A 19,495-nucleotide genomic window follows, 5' to 3' on the forward strand; every position below is an offset into this window, starting at 1 on the left:
CTAATGTAATTCTTTTTTAAGGAATTTAGCCGTGTAGCTTTTTTTGTGTTTTACAATGTCTTCTGGGGTGCCTTCAACTACAATTTGTCCGCCTCCTTTGCCACCTTCGTAGCCAATATCAATAATATGGTCAACCGTCTTTATGACATCTAAATTGTGCTCAATGATTAGCACCGTATTGCCTTTGTCTACAAGTTTGTTTAAAACTTGCATGAGTACTCTAATATCCTCAAAATGAAGACCGGTAGTTGGTTCATCTAATATATAGAAAGTGTTTCCAGTGTCGCGTTTACTTAGTTCTGTGGCTAATTTGATGCGTTGTGCTTCACCACCAGAAAGAGTTGTGCTTTGTTGGCCTAAAGTGATGTAGCCTAAGCCCACATCCTGAATTGTTTTAAGTTTTTTATAAATCTTTGGAATGTGCTCAAAAAAGGCAACTGCTTCGTTGATAGTCATGTCTAAAACGTCACTAATAGATTTTCCTTTGTATCTAATTTCAAGAGTTTCCCTGTTAAAGCGTTTACCTTGGCAAGTTTCGCATTCTACATAAACATCAGGCAAAAAATTCATTTCAATAACACGTAGACCACCTCCTTGGCAGGTTTCACAGCGTCCTCCTTTTACATTAAAGCTAAATCTACCAGCTTTATAACCACGTATCATTGCCTCAGGAATTTTGGCAAATAAACTTCTTATTTCGTCAAATGTTTTTGTATATGTTACGGGGTTACTTCTTGGAGTTCGCCCAATCGGACTTTGGTTAATGTCAATAACTTTATCAATATTTTCTAAACCCTTTACACTTTTATAGGGCATAGGTTTTTTAACGCCATTAAAGTAATATGCATTAAGAATAGGGTAGAGCGTTTCATTAATAAGTGTAGATTTACCACTGCCTGAAACTCCTGTCACCCCAATCATTTTACCTAACGGAAATTTTACAGATACGTTTTTTAGGTTATTACCCGTGCACCCATTTAACTCCAAAAACGTGCCATTACCTATTCTCCGTTTTTTAGGGGTTTCAATCGCTTTTGTGCCGTTAAGATAATCGGCAGTTAAAGTGTGATGAGTTTTAAGTTCATCAATGTTACCTGTACTAATAATTTCACCACCGTGTTTTCCTGCTTTCGGGCCTATGTCTATAACGTAATCTGCACGTTCAATCATGTCTTTGTCATGTTCAACCACAATAACGGAGTTCCCAATATCTCGGAGCGATACTAGAGAATTGATAAGTTTTTCATTGTCACGTTGGTGTAAGCCAATACTTGGCTCATCTAAAATGTAAAGTACTCCAACTAATTGAGACCCAATTTGTGTTGCCAGCCTAATGCGTTGTGCTTCCCCACCAGATAAAGATTTTGAACTTCTGTTTAAGGATAGATAATCCAATCCAACATCTAATAAAAACTGAAGTCTAGCTCTAATTTCTTTTAAGATTTCTTCGGCAATGGTAAATTGTTTTTCTGATAAATGGTTTTCTAATTCATTAAACCATTCAGCTAATTCCACTATATCTTTATGAGCTAGTTCCGCAATGTTTTTATCGTTTATCTTAAAATAAAGCGATTCTTTTTTTAATCGACTTCCCTCACATTCTGGACATTTAATTTTATCCATATAGCCTTTTGCCCATCGTTTTAAAGAAGTAGATTCAGCTGTCGCATACTGGTTTTCAATAAAATTGGCTACACCTTCAAAATCAATACTATAATTTCTGGTAACGCCAAGCGTTTTACTTTCAATTGAAAACTTTTCGTTGCCACCATAAAGAATCATGTCCTTAGCTTCCTGAGGAATGCTTTTGTAGGGATCTGATAATTTAAAGTTGAAACGGTTTGCTATGGTTTCAAATTGTTTAAAAATCCAACTGTTTTTTTGTGGCCCATGTGGAGCAATGGCGCCATTGGCTATAGAAAGTGATTCATCAGGAACTATTTTATTAATATTCACCTTGTGTAATTCGCCAATACCATTACAAGTGGAGCAAGCTCCTTTTGGTGAGTTGAATGAGAAATTGTTCGGTTCAGGATTGGGATATGAAATCCCTGATGATGGACACATCAAATTTCTACTAAAATAACGCGCCTTTTTAGTGTCTTGATCAATTACTAAAAGTACATCATCACCATGATACATAGCAGTATTAATAGTTTCTGTAAGTCTCTTATCTGTATCTAAATTATCATTTACAACTAATCTATCAATAACAATTTCAATATCGTGGGTTTTGTAACGGTCTACTTTCATGCCTTTCATAATATCAACAATTTCACCGTTTACTCTTACCTTAACAAACCCCTGTTTTCCTATTTGCTCAAATAGCTCTCTGTAATGCCCCTTTCTTGAACGAACTACGGGTGCTAGAATATTAATGCGTTTACCCGAAAAATCATTAATGATAAGTTTTTTTATTTGCTCATCACTGTAACTTACCATTTTATCACCTGTATTATAACTGTATGCATCACTGGCGCGAGCAAATAAAAGGCGCATAAAATCATAGATCTCGGTAATGGTACCAACGGTAGATCGGGGTGATTTACTGGTTGTTTTTTGCTCAATGGCAATCACTGGAGATAAACCATCAATTTTGTCAACATCAGGTCGTTCTAAGCCACCTAAGAATTGGCGGGCATAAGCCGAAAATGTTTCAATATACCGACGCTGACCTTCCGCATAAATAGTATCAAATGCTAAAGATGATTTTCCGCTACCAGAAAGCCCAGTAATAACAACAAGTTTTTCTCTAGGAATTGAAACATCTATGTTTTTAAGGTTGTGTACCCGCGCACCTTTTACTTCAATAAAATTGTCAAAATGGCTCATAAATAGGCAAAAGTGCAAAGTTACAATTATTAAATTTTAAAAGGAAGCGGACTTTATTCCATAACCACAATGTTTTGTTCTTATGGCTATTGATTTACTACATAAATCATCGATTAAATGTCTATCGTGTTTGTTTTGAATACGTTATAAGTGTTTTGTCGAAAAATTTTGGACTTACTTAATGTGGTTTATACATTCGAAATTGTTAACAAACCCCAAATTTATTATGGAAAAACATTACTTAAAAGGTTTTAACACAAAAACCTGTGTACTTCTCTTAACATTGTTATCCTTTTTTTTAGCTAATGCCCAAAACCGTTCAGCTGCTTACGAAAAGGTGAGTTCTCAGGCATCTTTTTTTGACAAAACAGAGCCTAAAAAACCCATTAGTAGATTGAATAATGTGCCCTCTCAAGCTAAGAGACAAGTTGAGAAAGGAATTGATGTAAACAAGGCATTATTCTTTTCTTTTGATGATAATGTTGTTGCTGAAATAGTTTCTGAAAAATCAGAAAGAATGGTCATGAATTTACCTTATGTAAAAGGTAGTTCTTTGGAATTACAACTTGTTAAATCAAAAGTTTTAACAGATGAATTTAAGGTTTATAAAGGTACAGATCGGAATAAACCCATTGAATACAAAAAGGGTGCTCATTATTGGGGTATTGTAAAAGGTGATACTCAATCCATGGTGGCCATAAGTTTTTATGGTGATGAAATAGTGGGGAATTTAAAGGTTTTTGGAAAGTCCTATGATTTAGGTAAGATTAGAAACAATCTGGACAAACACCATATTCTTTATGAAAATAAAGATATAAGAGAACAATTTGATCTAGAGTGTTCAACCCCTGATGAGTCGGAACACATGCATAAGTCATCAATTGAAAAGGTAGAATCAAGTAGCAGTTTGTCTTCCGGTAATTGTGTAAAAATGTATTTGGAAACGGATTATTCTATGTATGAGCACTATGGAAGTGTTGAAGCTGTTACAAATTATGTTACTGGTGCATTTAATCAAGTTATTTTGCTATATGCCAATGAATCTATCAATATGTCAATTAATGAATTGGTGGTTTGGGATGTAGTGGACCCTTATCCAGGAACAGATACATCTTCTATTTTAACACAATTTAGAGATGAGTTGTCAGGAAATTATAATGGTGATTTAGCGCATTTAATTATAAAATCATCCGAAGTTTCAGGTGGTCGTGCTTACCTGAACGTCTTATGTAATAAGACCTACGGCGTGGGTGTAAGTGGTATAGGTACAAGTTATAATGATATTCCCAATTATAGTTGGACCGTTATGGTATTAGCCCATGAAATTGGTCATAACCTAGGATCTTCACATACTCACAGTTGTAAATGGAATGGAGATAATACAGTTATTGATGATTGTGGAAACGTTTACTACATGACTAATGGTAGGGACGACAATGGGGATAATATTGTTGATAATCTAGATGATGCTCAAGCTTTTTCTCCCTGTTTTGATAACGTTAATAATATTATCCCTTCAGAAGGGGGGACGGTTATGAGCTATTGTCACTTGAATAGTGTTGGTATAGATTTAAGTTTGGGTTTTGGGCAGCAACCAGGAGACCTTATCAGAAACAGGGTTGCTAATGCTACATGTCTTTCTGCCTGTGTTGGGGGTCCACTTTTAGCCGAAGTTTCTAGTACCAATGTTACTTGTGGTTCAAGTAATGATGGCGCAGCTAGTGTTGCTGCTAGCGGAGGAACAGGTAATTATAGTTATTCATGGAGTAATGGAGCTACGAGTGCTTCTATATCTAACCTTGAACCAGGTTTTTACACAGTTACTGTAAACGACGGAAATGAATCAATTTCAGACTCTGTGACCATTGTTGATAATAACAGCACTTATTATGCCGATGTTGATGGAGATGGTTTTGGAGATCTAAACACTTCTATTTTAGCATGTTCACAACCTAATGATTATGTTGAAAATAATAAAGATTGTGACGATTCTGATAGTCTAAGTTACCCTGGAGCAGATGAAATATGTGATGGTAAAGACAATGATTGTGATGGTATTATAGATGAAGATTTAACTGTTCAAACGTACTATGCCGATGCTGATGGAGATAGCTATGGAGACCCTAATAATACCTTAGAAGACTGTACGCCTCCAACAGGATATGTATCTAACAACACCGATTGTAACGATAATGATATAACCATTTATCCAGGTGGAACTTGTGATGATGGTAATGATTGCACAATTAATGATGCTTATGATAACGATTGTAATTGTGTTGGTACTCCAACCGATGATAGTGATTTAGATGGTGTTTGTGATGCCTTAGATGTTTGTCCTAATGGAGATGATAGAATTGATATAGATGGTGATAGTATCCCAGATGATTGTGATGATTGTAATTCAGCGGTAGAAAATTTTTCAGTAGTTAGCTTGAGTCATTCAGGATCTGGTATAGCAGAAGCAACCATTTATTTGCCTAAGGGTAGTAGAGGTGCTACTTTCACAATTTCTGGTATTAATTCTAAAACAGGAGGGAAACCTGCTAGTAGATATATTGAACAGGTAACAGTCTATTTTATATTTGGAGACAATGTTAAAGTCACTTATGGTACTTTTTCAAGTACGTCATCTGTAAATGTTAATATTGCAGGAGAGGTAGATAGTATTACTGTAGAGTTAGAAGATATTTATTCAGGCAATACAGACGGAAACATGAATATAACCCTTGGCACTATAAACTATTGTAAGCCTTGGAATAATGAAGGTTGTCCAGATACTGATGAGGATGGTATTTGTAATGAAAATGATATGTGCCCAGGTTATAATGATAATATCGATAGTGATGGAGATACGGTTCCAGATGGTTGTGATATTTGTCCTGAAGGAGATGATAGGGTAGATAGTGATGGAGATGGTGTACCAGATGATTGTGATACGGCAAATGGATGTGAAAATATAGTTACAACACAATTCAATTCTAACCCATTGACTCACTCAGGGAACGGATCTAGTTCTGTAAGTGTAGATTTTACTGAAATTGTTTCTAATGTTTCGTTTAGCATTTCTGATGTAGACCAAATTACAGGAGGAAAGAAATCTAATAGATATTCAGAGTATGTTGAAGTTACTTATGTTGATGAAAATAATAATACTATTGAATACGGAATTTTTGATGGAGTGAATGCTGAAATCTCTATTTCAGGAGCTGTACAGATTATATCAGTACATTTAAGCGATGGTACTGGTAATAACAACACCGATTTAAGTATTTCACTAAGCGATATTTCATACTGTAGTGATGCACCAATTGCTCCTGCTCTAGAGGGTCTGCCAGAAGTTTTAGGAAATATTGACAATAATAATTTAGTGTTATATCCAAATCCAAGTAAAAGTAAAGTTTACGTAAGGTGGACTAATATGGTAAATGAAGTCAAGGTTACCTTTTATGATGTTTTGGGTAAAAAGCTTCAAAGTAAAAGTTATTATAAGCAAAACTTTATCATGTTAGATACAAGTAAGTTAAGTGGAGGCAACATGTATTTTTTGACTTTTGAAGTACCAGGGCAGCAAACACAGACTCGTAAATTGATTTTGTTGGATTATTAAATATTTAATCGAATAGTTAAAAGCCACCTTGTTTAGGTGGCTTTTTTATTGATATTATATTGCAGTAAATCATTATACTTGTATAAATATTTAAATAAAATATCGACATGAAATTATTAGGAATAAGCTCAAGGATAGATCATCCAGAATACGGAAAAGGTGTTGTTACCAATGTTACATCACAGCATTATTGGGTGACTTTTATTGATAAAGGATTAGAAACAATTGATTTAGATAGTGAATTTGAGGTTATTGAAGCAGCGTATGATGACGTAGACACCGTTAGTTTTTTTGATATAGAGTCCAGTTTAGTTGATATTTTAAAAAAATGGAGTGATGTTTCAGAAATTGTGCCAATTGCAGATAAGTTTAAGGGAGGAAAAATTATACTACAACCTGCTGATGAAAGTTTAAAACCTTATGAACTACCAATAGATAAGTTTTTTCATAAAATAACCATGGTGAGAGATAGATTGCGTGTTATGGAGCAGCGTATTAATTCAAGTGAATTAGATGAGCAAGGAAAAATAGATTTACAACAGTATATTACTAGAATTTATGGTAGTTTAACCAGTTTTAATATCCTCTTTAAATCGAAATCTCATAATTTTGTAGGGCAAAGTAGTAAGTAAACTTGTTTAGCTCGTTCCTTTAATATCGCTTATTTCTGTCCCAAAAATAAACAGTTTAATAAGCGTAGGTAGTTTTGCTCCTGTTTCGGTAGTTTTCCAATTACTCCATAAAACTTCTAAACCATCAATAGGAAACTCAGAAGTCCACATTTTAAAGCTAATGGGCATACCATCATTATCTAGATTCCACAAGTAAGAGTCACCGTTGGTATAGGTTACTAATAAATCATCTTTTATAAGTTCTCTTTTTACACCCTCATCAAAAACTCTATAAGGCGCAAACACCCAAAAGGAATCATTTTCATAATACTTTATAGCTTTTTTAATGAGTTTTTCTGCTAAATCACCATCAACCTTAAAACTGTGAACGTATGCTTTGTGCTGTCTACTATCATTTAAGTCTAGACTAATTTTATATTGTTCCCAATATACTTCACAAATATTTTTTCTTTTTTCCCACTTATAATGTCGTCTATTTTTAAAGGTCCATTCAAAAACATCTGTAGCAATAAAGGCTTCATAATTAATTGCAACAAGCATTTTGGCAGCTAAATCATCAGCTTGTTTTCCTTTTGAACCATTAGGTAAAGGTTCATGATACTTAAAATACAAAAAACAGAAAAGCAGGAGTGTAGGTAAGGTGAAAAATATAACAACCCCAACAATAATCTTATATGTTTTTTTAAATTTCAGAAACTTGTAATTATCGACTAATACTGGCTCTAAGTTATTAAATACTAATGATTGTCTAAAACAAAATTTATAAAAACCGATGGTTGCGTTTTCTACTCGATGATTGGTAATCATACTTTTAGTTAATCTATAAAACTAGTATTTGGTCACAAAAAAGTTTTATTTAACTCTTGAAGTTTTTTGTTTGAAGTGTCTATTAATTCTTTAAAAAACGAAGTGAATTCACTTTCAAATTCATTGTAATACTCTTGTAATTCGTTTATAGCCATATTCATTTTAGACTTGTTTTTAGTACGTCTATTCATGCCATCTAAAACCTTTTGAATACCATCAATATCTGCATAGCTTAATAACCAATTGCCATTTATCATATAAGGCACCATGTGTTTTACTTTTTGGGGGAGTGTTTCAAAATTAGCCTCTAAAGAATTATAAAAATTCTCGACATAATCTTTAAGAGGAATATTAGAATAGTTGCTCCAGTTTTTGGCTAAAAAATGGTCATAAAAAATATCTACGATAACTCCAGCATAATGCCCATAGTTTTTATGCAAGCGTTTGGTACTTAGTCTCACTGTTTTATGAGCATCGGTAAAGCTGTCAATATGCCTATGTAAGAGTATTCCAATTTGTAGTTCTTTTGGGTAGTTTTTGTATTTATTACCTTTAATAGCATCTGCTGTAAAGTTTCCAATAGTAATTAATTCATTATCTCCTGAAAGGTAAATGTGGGCAAGGTAATTCATTTGCGTAAAGTACGAATTGATTTTTTAAGTTAAGCTAAAAAAAATATGTAGGTTTGCAGAAATCAGATTGAAAACTATGACACTTATAAAATCAATTTCAGGAATTAGAGGAACCATTGGAGGACAGGTTGGAGAAAATTTAACACCCATTGATGCTGTTAAATTTGCTGCGGCCTATGGGCAGTGGATTAAGCAGCAGCGTAACAAAGAAAATTACCGTGTGGTGGTTGGTAGAGATGCTCGTATTTCTGGGAAAATGATTCAAAATTTAGTTATGAACACCTTAGTAGGTCAAGGTATTCATGTAATTAATTTGGGTCTTTCAACAACACCTACAGTAGAAGTTGCAGTACCTATGGAACATGCTGATGGTGGTATTATTTTAACAGCAAGTCATAACCCTAAACAATGGAATGCACTAAAATTATTAAATGAAAAAGGTGAGTTTTTAGATGCCGTTGAAGGCGCAAAAATTTTAGAGATTGCAGAAAGTAATACCATTAATTTTGCAGATGTAGATAGTTTAGGAAAGATAACAAAAAATGATGCTTACATAGATCTACATATTATTGAAGTTCTAGATTTACCTTTAGTAACGGTTAAACCCATTGAGCAGGCAAGGTTTAGAGTGGTTGTAGATGGAGTTAACTCTACAGGAGGAATTGCTATACCTTTACTTTTAGAACGATTGGGCGTAGATGTGATAAAGATACATTGTGAACCTAACGGACATTTTCCACACAATCCAGAACCTTTAAAAGAGCATTTAACTGATTTGTCTGAAGCCGTAAAAAAATATAAGGCAGATTTTGGAATAGTGGTAGACCCTGATGTTGATAGGTTGGCCTTTATGGATGAAAACGGAGAAATGTTTGGTGAAGAATACACACTAGTAGCTTGTGCAGATTATGTGCTAAGTAGAACGCCAGGAAATACGGTAAGCAATATGAGTTCTACCAGGGCTCTAAAGGATGTTACTGAAAAATATGGCGGGACTTATGAGGCCAGTGCTGTTGGTGAAGTTAATGTTGTGAAGCTTATGAAGAAGAATAAAGTGGTGATTGGTGGTGAAGGTAATGGTGGCATTATTTATCCGGAATCTCATTACGGGAGAGACGCCTTGGTTGGGGTAGCTCTATTTTTAAGTTTGTTGGCCGATAAAAATATTTCTGTTAGTGAACTTAGAAAAACGTATCCTAATTACTTTATGAGTAAGAAGAAGATTGAATTGACGGCAGATTTGGATGTTGATGCCATTTTGAAAGAGATAGAAAACAGGTATCAAAATGAAAAACTCACTACTATTGACGGTGTGAAAATTGATTTTCCAGATAATTGGGTGCACCTTCGTAAAAGTAATACAGAACCAATCATTAGAATATATACTGAGGCTAAATCTCAGTTAGAAGCAGATGAATTAGCAGATAAATTTATTTGGGAATTAAAGGCCATAGCCAATAGTTAGTTAGGTTTTTTGTCTTTGTGTTTCCAGCGTTTGTGGGTCCAGAAATAGTATTCAGGCGCTTCGTGTATTTGTTTTTCAACTTCAGTAAGAAACAAATCCGTTAGTTTGTAGTCTGGGTATTCCCTTGAATTTTCAGCTAGTGTAATAATTTCAGCTTGATAAAAACCTCGTTTTATCTTAGTTATTTTTAGGTAAGCCGTTGAAAAGTCTAGTTTTTTTGCTAATCGTTCTGCTCCAGTAAAACAAGGCACATCAATACCCATAAACTTACCCCAGTAAACCTCTTTTGAAACACGAGGTGATTGGTCACTTAAAAAACCCGTAATACTCTTAACGCCTTTTGCTTCAGTACTAGTGATTATGTTTATAGTTTCCTTGGTACTTATTAAATCAGTTTTAAACTTGGTACGTATATCTCTTACCAACTTATCAAAATATTTGTTAGCCAGTTTTTTGTAAACTGCAAATCCTTTAAAATTAATGTATTGTTGCACTATGATAGCCCATTCCCAACTAGCGTAGTGTCCAAATATGAGTATAATACTTTTATTCAGTGCCTCTAGTCTTTTAAATTCTTCTGGGTTAATAATTAAAAAGCGTTTTTTTAATTCTTTTTCTGAAATGGACATAGTTTTGGCCATTTCTAAAAACATATCACATAAATGTTTGTAAAATTTCTTTCTTATGGTAGTAATTTCAGATTCAGATTTATTTGGAAAAACTAATTTTAAATTGTTGGTAACTACTGTTTTTCTGTATCCAATGATATAATAAAGTAAAAAAAATAACCCATCTGAAAGTAAATAAAGCAATTTAAAAGGAAGTTTAGAAATACACCACAAAAGTGGATAAACAACAATATATACTAGAAATTGCATGAATTAATTTTAGATTTGTAAGCGCAAAAGTAAATGAAAAAAATCATTTGCAAATGAAGAGCAGACTAAAGTAAAACCAAATTAACAGATAGCTTTTAATAATCAAATCTAGTTTTTTACTCAATTAAGGTATGTTAATTTAATTTCAAACATTCACATAATATGAATTTAGACGGTATAACAATTATAATAATAGCAGCTAATGTTATGGTTTCATTAAAAGGCTTGAATGATTACGGCTTTTTAGATAAGTATAAGTTTCATATTGGTGCAATTCAAAGAGGTGAAAAAATAAGGTTATTTAGCGCAGGCTTTTTGCATGTAGATATGCAACATTTGTTGTTTAATATGATAACTCTATTCTTTTTTGCCAATATTGTAATTGACTATCTAGGAACTAGCGGATTCATATTAGTCTATTTAGGGAGCTTATTATTTGGTAATTTACTATCGCTTTATTTTCATAAGAATGAATATCATTATAGTGCTGTAGGCGCAAGTGGTGCGGTAACAGGAATATTATATTCAGCTATTTTACTACAACCAGGTATGACTCTAGGGCTCTATTTTATAATACCTATACCTGCATACGTGTTTGGTATTGCCTATCTGTTATATTCCATCTATGGAATGAAAAAGCGCATTGGTAACATTGGGCATGATGCCCATTTTGGTGGAGCCATAGGAGGTTATGTAATTACGTTGCTTTTGGCACCTTGGATTTTTAGTGCCAATCTACTTATGGTTGGTTTACTAGCTATCCCAATTGTATTGCTATTTGGTCTAAAAAAAGCGGGCAAATTATAGCTTTTAAATTTTAGCTTGGTAAATTTACTTATGGCACAAGTATTGACTCTATATAGATGATAATTATTTTGGTTTTATTTTAAATTATTGAAAATCAAATAATTAAATTTCTTAAAAATTTTATAATTGATTGAAGTCCATGTGTTTTAATGACATATTGACTTAATAATGATGTATGAAAAAATCTAATTTTTTATCGCTTGACAGTTTGTCATTTCAGGAGTTTGACGAAAATTCAGAGTTAATTCCATTAATGACACCAGAAGACGAAGATGAAATGAATAAAGAGGAATTACCTGAAACTTTACCAATACTTTCTCTAAGAAATACCGTATTGTTTCCAGGAGTTGTAATTCCCATTACGGCAGGTAGAGATAAATCTATCAAACTTATAAATGATGCTAATAAAGGTAGTAAAGTAATAGGTGTTGTAGCTCAAAAGGATGAGGCTGTTGAAAATCCTTCAGTAAAAGAAATATATAGCACAGGTACCGTAGCCAGAATTTTAAGGGTTTTAAAAATGCCCGATGGCAACGTAACCGTGATTATTCAAGGTAAAAAGCGTTTTAAAGTTGCCGAAGTTTTAACTGAGGAACCTTATATGAATGCTACTATTAGAGATTTACCAGAGGCTAAACCTGCTTTAAACAATAAAGAGTTTACAGCTATAATAGACTCTATCAAAGATTTGGCTCTAGAAATAATTAAGGAAAACCCAAATATACCTAGTGAGGCATCTTTCGCCATCAAGAATATAGAAAGCAGTTCTTTTTTAGTAAATTTTGTGTCTTCAAACATGAATCTTTCTGTTGGAGAAAAACAGAAGCTATTAGAGATGAATGACCTTAAGCAACGTGCTTTAGCCACTTTAAAGCATATGAATGTTGAGTTTCAAAGGTTAGAGCTTAAAAACGATATCCAGTCTAAGGTTCAAATGGATATGAGTCAACAGCAACGTGAATATTTTTTGCACCAACAGATGAAAACTATTCAAGAAGAACTAGGTGGTGTAAGTCATGATGAAGAAATTGAAGAGATGAAAGCCAGAGCCAAAGATAAGCTTTGGGATGAAAAAGTGGCGAAACATTTCGATAAAGAAATAAGCAAGTTACAGCGAATGAATCCTCAAGTTTCAGAGTATTCTATTCAGCGTAATTACCTGGAGTTGTTCTTAGATTTACCTTGGAATGAATTTAGTGAGGATAAATTCGATTTAAAACGTGCTAAGAAAATTCTTGACAGAGATCATTACGGGTTAGATGATGTGAAACGAAGAATTATTGAATATTTGGCAGTCCTGAAATTGCGTAATGATATGAAGTCGCCTATATTATGTTTATACGGGCCTCCGGGTGTTGGTAAAACATCATTAGGAAAATCTATTGCAGAGGCTCTTGGTAGAGAATATGTTAGGATTTCATTAGGTGGTTTACGTGATGAAGCAGAGATTAGAGGTCACCGAAAAACATATATTGGAGCCATGCCAGGGCGTATTATTCAGAGCTTAAAAAAAGCAGGAACCTCAAATCCAGTGTTTGTGTTAGATGAAATTGATAAATTATCAAACTCGCATCAAGGAGACCCTTCTTCGGCTATGTTGGAAGTATTAGACCCTGAGCAAAATAGTGAGTTTTATGACAACTTTTTAGAAATGGGGTATGACCTTTCTAAGGTGATGTTTATTGCTACTTCAAATAGTTTAGCATCTATTCAGCCTGCATTACTAGACCGTATGGAAATTATTAATGTAACTGGCTATACCATTGAAGAAAAGGTTGAAATTGCCAAACGTCATTTACTTCCAAAGCAATTAAAAGAGCATGGTTTGTCTGCTCAAAACTTGAAAATAGGAAAACCTCAGTTAGAAAAGATTGTCGAGGGATATACTAGAGAATCCGGTGTTCGTGGTCTTGAAAAGCAAATAGCAAAAATGGTGCGTTACGCCGCTAAAAATATTGCTATGGAAGAGACATATAATGTCAAAGTATCAAATGAAGATATTATTGAGGTTTTAGGAAGACCAAAGTTAGAGCGCGACAAGTACGAAAATAACAATGTAGCTGGTGTAGTCACTGGTTTAGCTTGGACCAGAGTTGGTGGTGATATTTTATTTATTGAATCTATTTTATCGAAGGGGAAAGGTAGTTTAACTATTACCGGAAACCTGGGTAAAGTTATGAGAGAATCAGCAACCATTGCCATGGAATATATAAAATCAAATGCCGATAAGTATGGGATTAATCCTGAAGTGTTTGATAAATACAATGTTCACATTCACGTGCCGGAGGGCGCAACACCCAAAGATGGACCAAGTGCAGGTGTTACAATGCTAACCTCCTTAGTCTCTCTATTCACCCAGCGTAAAGTTAAACGAAGTTTAGCCATGACTGGTGAAATTACGCTTAGAGGAAAAGTGCTTCCAGTAGGAGGTATTAAAGAGAAGATTTTAGCAGCTAAACGTGCCAAAATAAAAGAGATTCTGCTTTGTGAAGATAATAAGCGAGATATTGAAGAAATAAAAGAAGATTATCTTAAAGGTTTAACTTTCCATTATGTGACGGATATGAGTGATGTTATTAAAATAGCACTAACAAATCAGAAAGTAAAGAATGCAAAAACACTTTAAAATTAAAAACCTCGATTTAAAATCGAGGTTTTTTTTTGCTCTAAAATAAATAATTGTAACTAGCGTTTTAAGATAGATTTACTTTCTTTGTAACGTAAATATGCTAAGGAAAATTATCACTTTATTTAGTTTGTGCTTCAGTGCCTCAATTTATGCGCAAATTGGTGGGGAGCACACTTATCAGTTTCTTAATTTGGTTTCTTCGCCTAGACAGGCTGCATTAGGAGGGAAGGTGTTAACAAATGTAGATTATGATGTAACTCAAGGCTTATTTAATCCAGCAACAATCAATGTTGAAATGGATAACCAACTAGCTTTAAATTACACTAATTATTTAGGAGGTATTGGCTATGGTACAGCCTCATATGCTTATACTATTGACAGGCGTACACAAACTTTTCATGGAGGCATAACCTATATCAATTATGGTTCTTTTGATGGATATGATGAGCAAGGAAATGCTACCGGAACATTTTCTGGAGGTGAAACTGCCTTATCATTTGGATATGCTCGCCAAATAGGATATTCAGATTTTTATATGGGTGGCAACCTAAAGATTATAACTTCTAAGTTGGAGCAGTATACTTCTTTTGGTGCAGCGGTAGATGTTGGTCTGCTGTATGTTAATGATTACTTGGATTTCAATGCTGCATTGGTGATAAGAAACTTAGGAACTCAAATAACAACTTATGCTGGATTACAGGAGCGTTTACCTTTTGAAGTTAGTTTTGGAATGTCTCAACGTTTAGAGAATGTGCCAATAAGGTGGCATATAACTTTAGAAAATTTACAAACATGGCCTATTGCCAGACCAAACCCAGCTCGGGTAACTAGTGATTTAAGTGGTAACCAATCTAGTGAAAAAGTGGGATTTTTGGGTCAGGTTATAAGACATGCTATTGTAGGTGCTGAGATATTTCCCGAAGGAGGTTTTAATATCAGGTTGGGATATAATTTTAGAAGAGGTGAAGAATTACGTATTGTTGACCAACGAAATTTTTCAGGCTTATCGGCAGGCATTTCTATTAAAATGAATAAAATGCGTTTTAGTTACACGCATGCTAAATACACAAGCGCAGCAAATTCTAATTTTTTTGGACTTCAAATTGATTTGAATTAAGTAAAGTGACTAAAATTACATCATGAAGCTACTTAAGTTACTTCAAACTTACACATTTTAGTACCTTAGCCAACACAAACTTATTAAATGAATAAAATTACCATAGCTATAGACGGATTTTCTTCAACTGGAAAAAGCACCATTGCAAAACAAGTCGCCAACCATCTAGGATATGTATATGTAGATTCTGGAGCTATGTATAGAGCAGTAACGTTGTATGCAATGAATCAGGGTCTCATTGCTGAAGACTATTTTGATGTAAAAACGCTTAATGATAAACTTAGTGAGATTAAAGTCAGTTTTAAGTTTAATAAGGGTTTAGGTTTTGCAGAAGTTTATTTAAATGATAAAAATGTTGAGAAAACTATCAGGAGTTTAGAGGTGTCTCGTTTTGTGAGTAAAGTAGCTGCTATTTCAGCGGTACGAAAAAAGCTGGTGGCAATACAACGTGAAATAGGAAAAAGTAAAGGCGTTGTTATGGACGGGCGTGATATTGGAACGGTAGTTTTTCCAGATGCCGAACTAAAAATATTCATGACTGCTTCACCCGAGACACGCGCCAAAAGACGTTATAATGAATTGATTAATAGAGGTGATAATGTTGTTTATGAAAGCGTTTTAAAAAATGTCCAAGAACGTGATTACATAGATTCTAACCGCAAAGATTCACCACTAGTTAAGGCTGATGACGCCATTGAAATTGATAATTCTGATCTATCACTTGAAGAACAGTTTGAAAAGGTTTTAGAGCTTGTTCGAAAGACCTTAGAAATAAAAGAGAACAAAAAAAGCAACTAATGTTGTTTTTTTTTATTGATTTTACAAATTAGGAATAATTAATTCCTGATCTGGATAAATTAAATCTGGATTTTTCAGGATGTCTGTGTTAGCCTCAAAAATCTCTTTGTACTTCATTGCATTTCCGTAATAATGCTTAGCAATTTTACCAAGTGTCTCACCACTTCTAACGGTGTGTCTATGAAAAACAGATTCATCGGCTATTTTTATGTCAGCCATGATATCGGTAGGTTTTTCACCACCAATCTCTTTAATCTTATCCCAAATAAGGTTTTTTTCGTATGGTGTATTAGCCGTACCTTTAATCTTTAAAAGGCTGCCTTCTACTTTTACATCACCATTTTGAATTTTTAAAGATTCTCCCAAATCTAAAACGGGTTGATATTTTTCTTTTACTGTCATATTTATAAAATTTTAAATGTTTAATTTATTTGTTCTACTAATATATCGAAATTCATTTCCTGTAAAAATCAATTTCAGTTTTAGTTGTTACTAAATATGACACAAAAATCTCTACGCGTCACAATTTTTATATTATCTTTTCATTTTTAGGTTATTAGTTTAATTATATGTATTTTTGCACTCCTTTTGGCAAATCATGGAAAGGTAAAAGGGGTGAAACAACAATAAAATTAACGCTTCTACGTGTTATTTGCTTAATTCTTTCCTAAGCATGTAGAATACAAATTTTTTATCAGCACATGGCTGAAAACGAAAAACAAGCTGAGGTTGAAGCAACCGAAGTAAAAACTGCTGAAGCTCCAGTAGTATCTGAAGCTCAAGCAAATCCTGAAAAATTCTTAAAAGAGTTTAACTGGCATAATTATCAAGAAGGAATTGATGAAGTTGATGACAAACAACTTAAGGAATTTGAAAAATTAGTAGCAGAAAACTTTGTTGACACTTTAGATGATGAAGTGGTTGAAGGAACTGTGATACACATTACAGATAGAGATGCCATCATTGATATCAATGCAAAGTCAGAAGGTGTTATTTCTTTAAACGAGTTTCGTTACAACCCTAACTTAGCAGTTGGTGATAAAGTTGAGGTATTAATTGATGTTCGTGAAGATGCAACAGGACAATTAGTATTATCGCACAGAAAAGCAAGAGTAATTAAAGCTTGGGACAGAGTAAACGCTGCTCATGATTCTGGTGAAATTGTAAATGGTTTTGTGAAATGCAGAACTAAAGGTGGTATGATTGTAGATGTTTTTGGAATTGAAGCATTCTTACCAGGTTCTCAAATTGATGTTAAACCAATTAGAGATTACGATCAGTATGTAAACAAAACTATGGAATTCAAGGTTGTTAAAATCAACCACGAATTTAAAAACGTAGTTGTTTCTCATAAAGCACTTATTGAGGCTGATATTGAAGAACAAAAGAAAGAAATTATTGGTCAGTTAGAAAAAGGTCAAGTATTAGAAGGTGTTGTTAAAAATGTAACATCTTATGGTGTATTTATTGATCTTGGAGGTGTAGACGGATTAATTCACATTACAGACCTTTCTTGGTCTAGAATTAACCACCCTAATGAAATAGTTGAATTAGACCAAAAACTTAATGTAGTTATCCTAGATTTTGATGAAGATAAATCAAGAATTCAATTAGGATTAAAACAATTAAGCAAACATCCATGGGAAGCTTTAGCAGATGAGGTTAAAGTAGGTGATAAAGTGAAAGGTAAAGTAGTAGTCATTGCAGATTACGGTGCGTTTATTGAAGTAGCTGATGGCGTTGAAGGATTAATTCACGTTTCTGAAATGTCTTGGTCTACACACTTACGTTCAGCTCAAGACTTTGTTGCTGTAGGTGATGAGGTTGAAGCTGTTATCTTAACACTTGATAGAGAAGAACGTAAAATGTCTTTAGGTATCAAGCAATTAACTCCAGACCCATGGACAGATATTACTTCTAAATACCCATTAGGTTCTAAACACACTGGTATTGTTCGCAACTTCACAAACTTTGGAGTATTTGTTGAATTAGAAGAAGGTATTGACGGGTTAATTTATATCTCTGATTTATCTTGGACTAAGAAAATCAAACACCCAAGTGAGTTCTGTGCTGTTGGAGACAAGTTAGATGTTATCGTTTTAGAGTTGGATGTTGAAGGTCGTAAATTAAGTTTAGGTCACAAACAAACAACTGAGAATCCATGGGATAAATACGAAACAGACTTCGCTTTAGATACTACTCATACAGCTAGTATTGAAGAGTTGGTAGACAAGGGAGCTACCGTTAAATTCAATGATGATATAATAGCGTTTGTTCCTGCACGTCATCTAGAAAAAGAAGACGGAAGCAAACTTAAAAAAGGAGAAGAAGCTTCGTTTAAAATCATTGAATTTAGTAAAGAGTTTAAACGTGTTGTAGCATCTCATACTGCTGTATTTAAAGCAGAAGAGGCTAAAATAGTGAAGCAAGCTGCTAGAAAAGCTGAGGCTGCTGCGGCAGAAGCAAAACCAACATTAGGTGATGCTAATGATGCTTTACAGGCTCTTAAGGATAAAATGGATGGAAAGAAGAAATAAAAAATTTCCAACTTAGAGATAAAAAAGCCTTCATTAATGAAGGCTTTTTTATGCTTCAGCAATTAGGATATTGCAATAACTTTATATTTTTACTTATAAATTTTTGCATTACCTTTGTATTCCAGACACGTTTGGATAATTTATGAGTCAAAAAGTTTTACTTAACGCAAAAGAGGTAAACATCATTCTACATCGATTGGCTTGTCAACTTATTGAAAAACACAACGACTTTTCTAATACTGTTTTAATTGGACTTCAACCAAGAGGTGTGTACCTTGCAGATAGATTGACCAAAATTTTGAAAGCAGATTATAAAGTGAAGAATATAAAATCAGGTCAGTTGGATATTACGTTTTATAGAGATGATTTTAGGAGAGGCGATAAAACTTTAAAAGCAAATACTACGGAATTAGATTTTTTAGTTGAAGATAAAAATATTGTGTTTATTGATGATGTTCTATATACTGGCCGAAGTATTAGAGCCGCATTAACAGCTATTCAATCGTTTGGAAGACCTAATGAGATTGAGCTTTTAACCTTGATTGACAGACGTTTTAGTAGGCATTTACCCATTCAGCCAGATTACAGGGGTAGACAAGTAGATGCCATAAATAATGAAAAAGTTATAGTACATTGGCAAGAAAATGAAGGTGAAGATGCGGTGTACCTAATAGAAAAATAATATTACATAACTAAAGTTGAAATATAAGAGGATTTAAAACTTTTAACTTTTAACTTTTAACTTTTAACT

The 19,495-nt window shown here is 33.7% G+C and carries 14 protein-coding genes; 9 read left to right on the plus strand and 5 right to left on the minus strand.

Features of this window, described 5'->3' with window-relative positions:
• Positions 1 to 2,832 (minus strand): excinuclease ABC subunit UvrA, encoded by a 2,832-nt coding sequence (uvrA, locus tag DFQ02_RS04035; protein WP_116039727.1) that lies wholly within the window; start codon positions 2,830 to 2,832, stop codon positions 1 to 3.
• A 226-nt stretch (positions 2,833 to 3,058) separates the two neighbouring features.
• Here uvrA and DFQ02_RS04040 point away from each other — a divergent pair, with 226 nt between their 5' ends.
• Positions 3,059 to 6,442, plus strand: a complete 3,384-nt coding sequence (locus tag DFQ02_RS04040) for a M12 family metallo-peptidase (RefSeq protein ID WP_181896344.1) — start codon at positions 3,059 to 3,061, stop codon at positions 6,440 to 6,442.
• A gap of 107 nt (positions 6,443 to 6,549) precedes the next feature.
• A complete protein-coding gene (locus tag DFQ02_RS04045; protein ID WP_116039729.1) occupies positions 6,550 to 7,074 on the plus strand; it encodes a hypothetical protein in 525 nt (174 codons plus the stop codon).
• A gap of 6 nt (positions 7,075 to 7,080) precedes the next feature.
• On the opposite strand, the gene DFQ02_RS04050 is transcribed toward DFQ02_RS04045, so the two are convergent.
• The gene (locus DFQ02_RS04050) at positions 7,081 to 7,881 is read right to left on the minus strand and encodes a hypothetical protein (RefSeq protein WP_245940196.1); all 801 of its coding nucleotides are present in this window, start codon (positions 7,879 to 7,881) and stop codon (positions 7,081 to 7,083) included.
• A gap of 32 nt (positions 7,882 to 7,913) precedes the next feature.
• Entirely contained in the window at positions 7,914 to 8,513 is a 600-nt protein-coding gene (locus tag DFQ02_RS04055; RefSeq protein WP_116039730.1) for an acyl carrier protein phosphodiesterase, read from the minus strand.
• A gap of 76 nt (positions 8,514 to 8,589) precedes the next feature.
• Between DFQ02_RS04055 and glmM the strand changes: the two genes are divergently transcribed.
• Positions 8,590 to 9,978 (plus strand): phosphoglucosamine mutase, encoded by a 1,389-nt coding sequence (glmM, locus tag DFQ02_RS04060; protein ID WP_116039731.1) that lies wholly within the window; start codon positions 8,590 to 8,592, stop codon positions 9,976 to 9,978.
• Here glmM and DFQ02_RS04065 read toward each other — a convergent pair.
• Entirely contained in the window at positions 9,975 to 10,856 is an 882-nt protein-coding gene (locus DFQ02_RS04065; protein ID WP_116039732.1) for a lysophospholipid acyltransferase family protein, read from the minus strand. The two genes, glmM and DFQ02_RS04065, sit on opposite strands and share 4 nt — an antisense overlap.
• 162 nt (positions 10,857 to 11,018) lie before the next feature.
• Here DFQ02_RS04065 and DFQ02_RS04070 point away from each other — a divergent pair, with 162 nt between their 5' ends.
• The 4 genes from DFQ02_RS04070 (at position 11,019) to cmk (ending at position 16,207) form a co-directional block, all read left to right on the plus strand.
• Complete coding sequence (locus DFQ02_RS04070) at positions 11,019 to 11,663, plus strand: rhomboid family intramembrane serine protease (protein ID WP_116039733.1); 645 nt, start codon at positions 11,019 to 11,021, stop codon at positions 11,661 to 11,663.
• Positions 11,664 to 11,838: 175 nt separating this feature from the next.
• Positions 11,839 to 14,289, plus strand: coding sequence for an endopeptidase La (lon, locus tag DFQ02_RS04075; protein WP_116039734.1), 2,451 nt, complete (start codon positions 11,839 to 11,841; stop codon positions 14,287 to 14,289).
• 100 nt (positions 14,290 to 14,389) lie between these two features.
• Positions 14,390 to 15,409 carry a type IX secretion system protein PorQ gene (porQ, locus tag DFQ02_RS04080; RefSeq protein WP_116039735.1) on the plus strand — a complete coding sequence of 340 codons (1,020 nt, stop codon included), beginning with the start codon at positions 14,390 to 14,392 and terminating at the stop codon, positions 15,407 to 15,409.
• Positions 15,410 to 15,496: 87 nt separating this feature from the next.
• Positions 15,497 to 16,207, plus strand: coding sequence for a (d)CMP kinase (gene cmk, locus DFQ02_RS04085; protein ID WP_116039736.1), 711 nt, complete (start codon positions 15,497 to 15,499; stop codon positions 16,205 to 16,207).
• A 21-nt stretch (positions 16,208 to 16,228) separates the two neighbouring features.
• Here cmk and DFQ02_RS04090 read toward each other — a convergent pair whose 3' ends face one another.
• Entirely contained in the window at positions 16,229 to 16,609 is a 381-nt protein-coding gene (locus DFQ02_RS04090; RefSeq protein WP_116039737.1) for a LysM peptidoglycan-binding domain-containing protein, read from the minus strand.
• Positions 16,610 to 16,908: 299 nt separating this feature from the next.
• Between DFQ02_RS04090 and rpsA the strand changes: the two genes are divergently transcribed.
• Together rpsA and pyrR are read left to right on the plus strand one after the other, a co-directional pair.
• Entirely contained in the window at positions 16,909 to 18,744 is a 1,836-nt protein-coding gene (gene rpsA, locus DFQ02_RS04095) for a 30S ribosomal protein S1 (protein ID WP_116039738.1), read from the plus strand.
• Between the two features lie 142 nt (positions 18,745 to 18,886).
• Positions 18,887 to 19,426, plus strand: coding sequence for a bifunctional pyr operon transcriptional regulator/uracil phosphoribosyltransferase PyrR (gene pyrR, locus DFQ02_RS04100; RefSeq protein ID WP_116039739.1), 540 nt, complete (start codon positions 18,887 to 18,889; stop codon positions 19,424 to 19,426).
• Positions 19,427 to 19,495 lie beyond the last annotated feature (69 nt).

It is taken from the genome of Seonamhaeicola aphaedonensis, assembly GCF_003386195.1.
GTDB lineage: Bacteria > Bacteroidota > Bacteroidia > Flavobacteriales > Flavobacteriaceae > Seonamhaeicola > Seonamhaeicola aphaedonensis.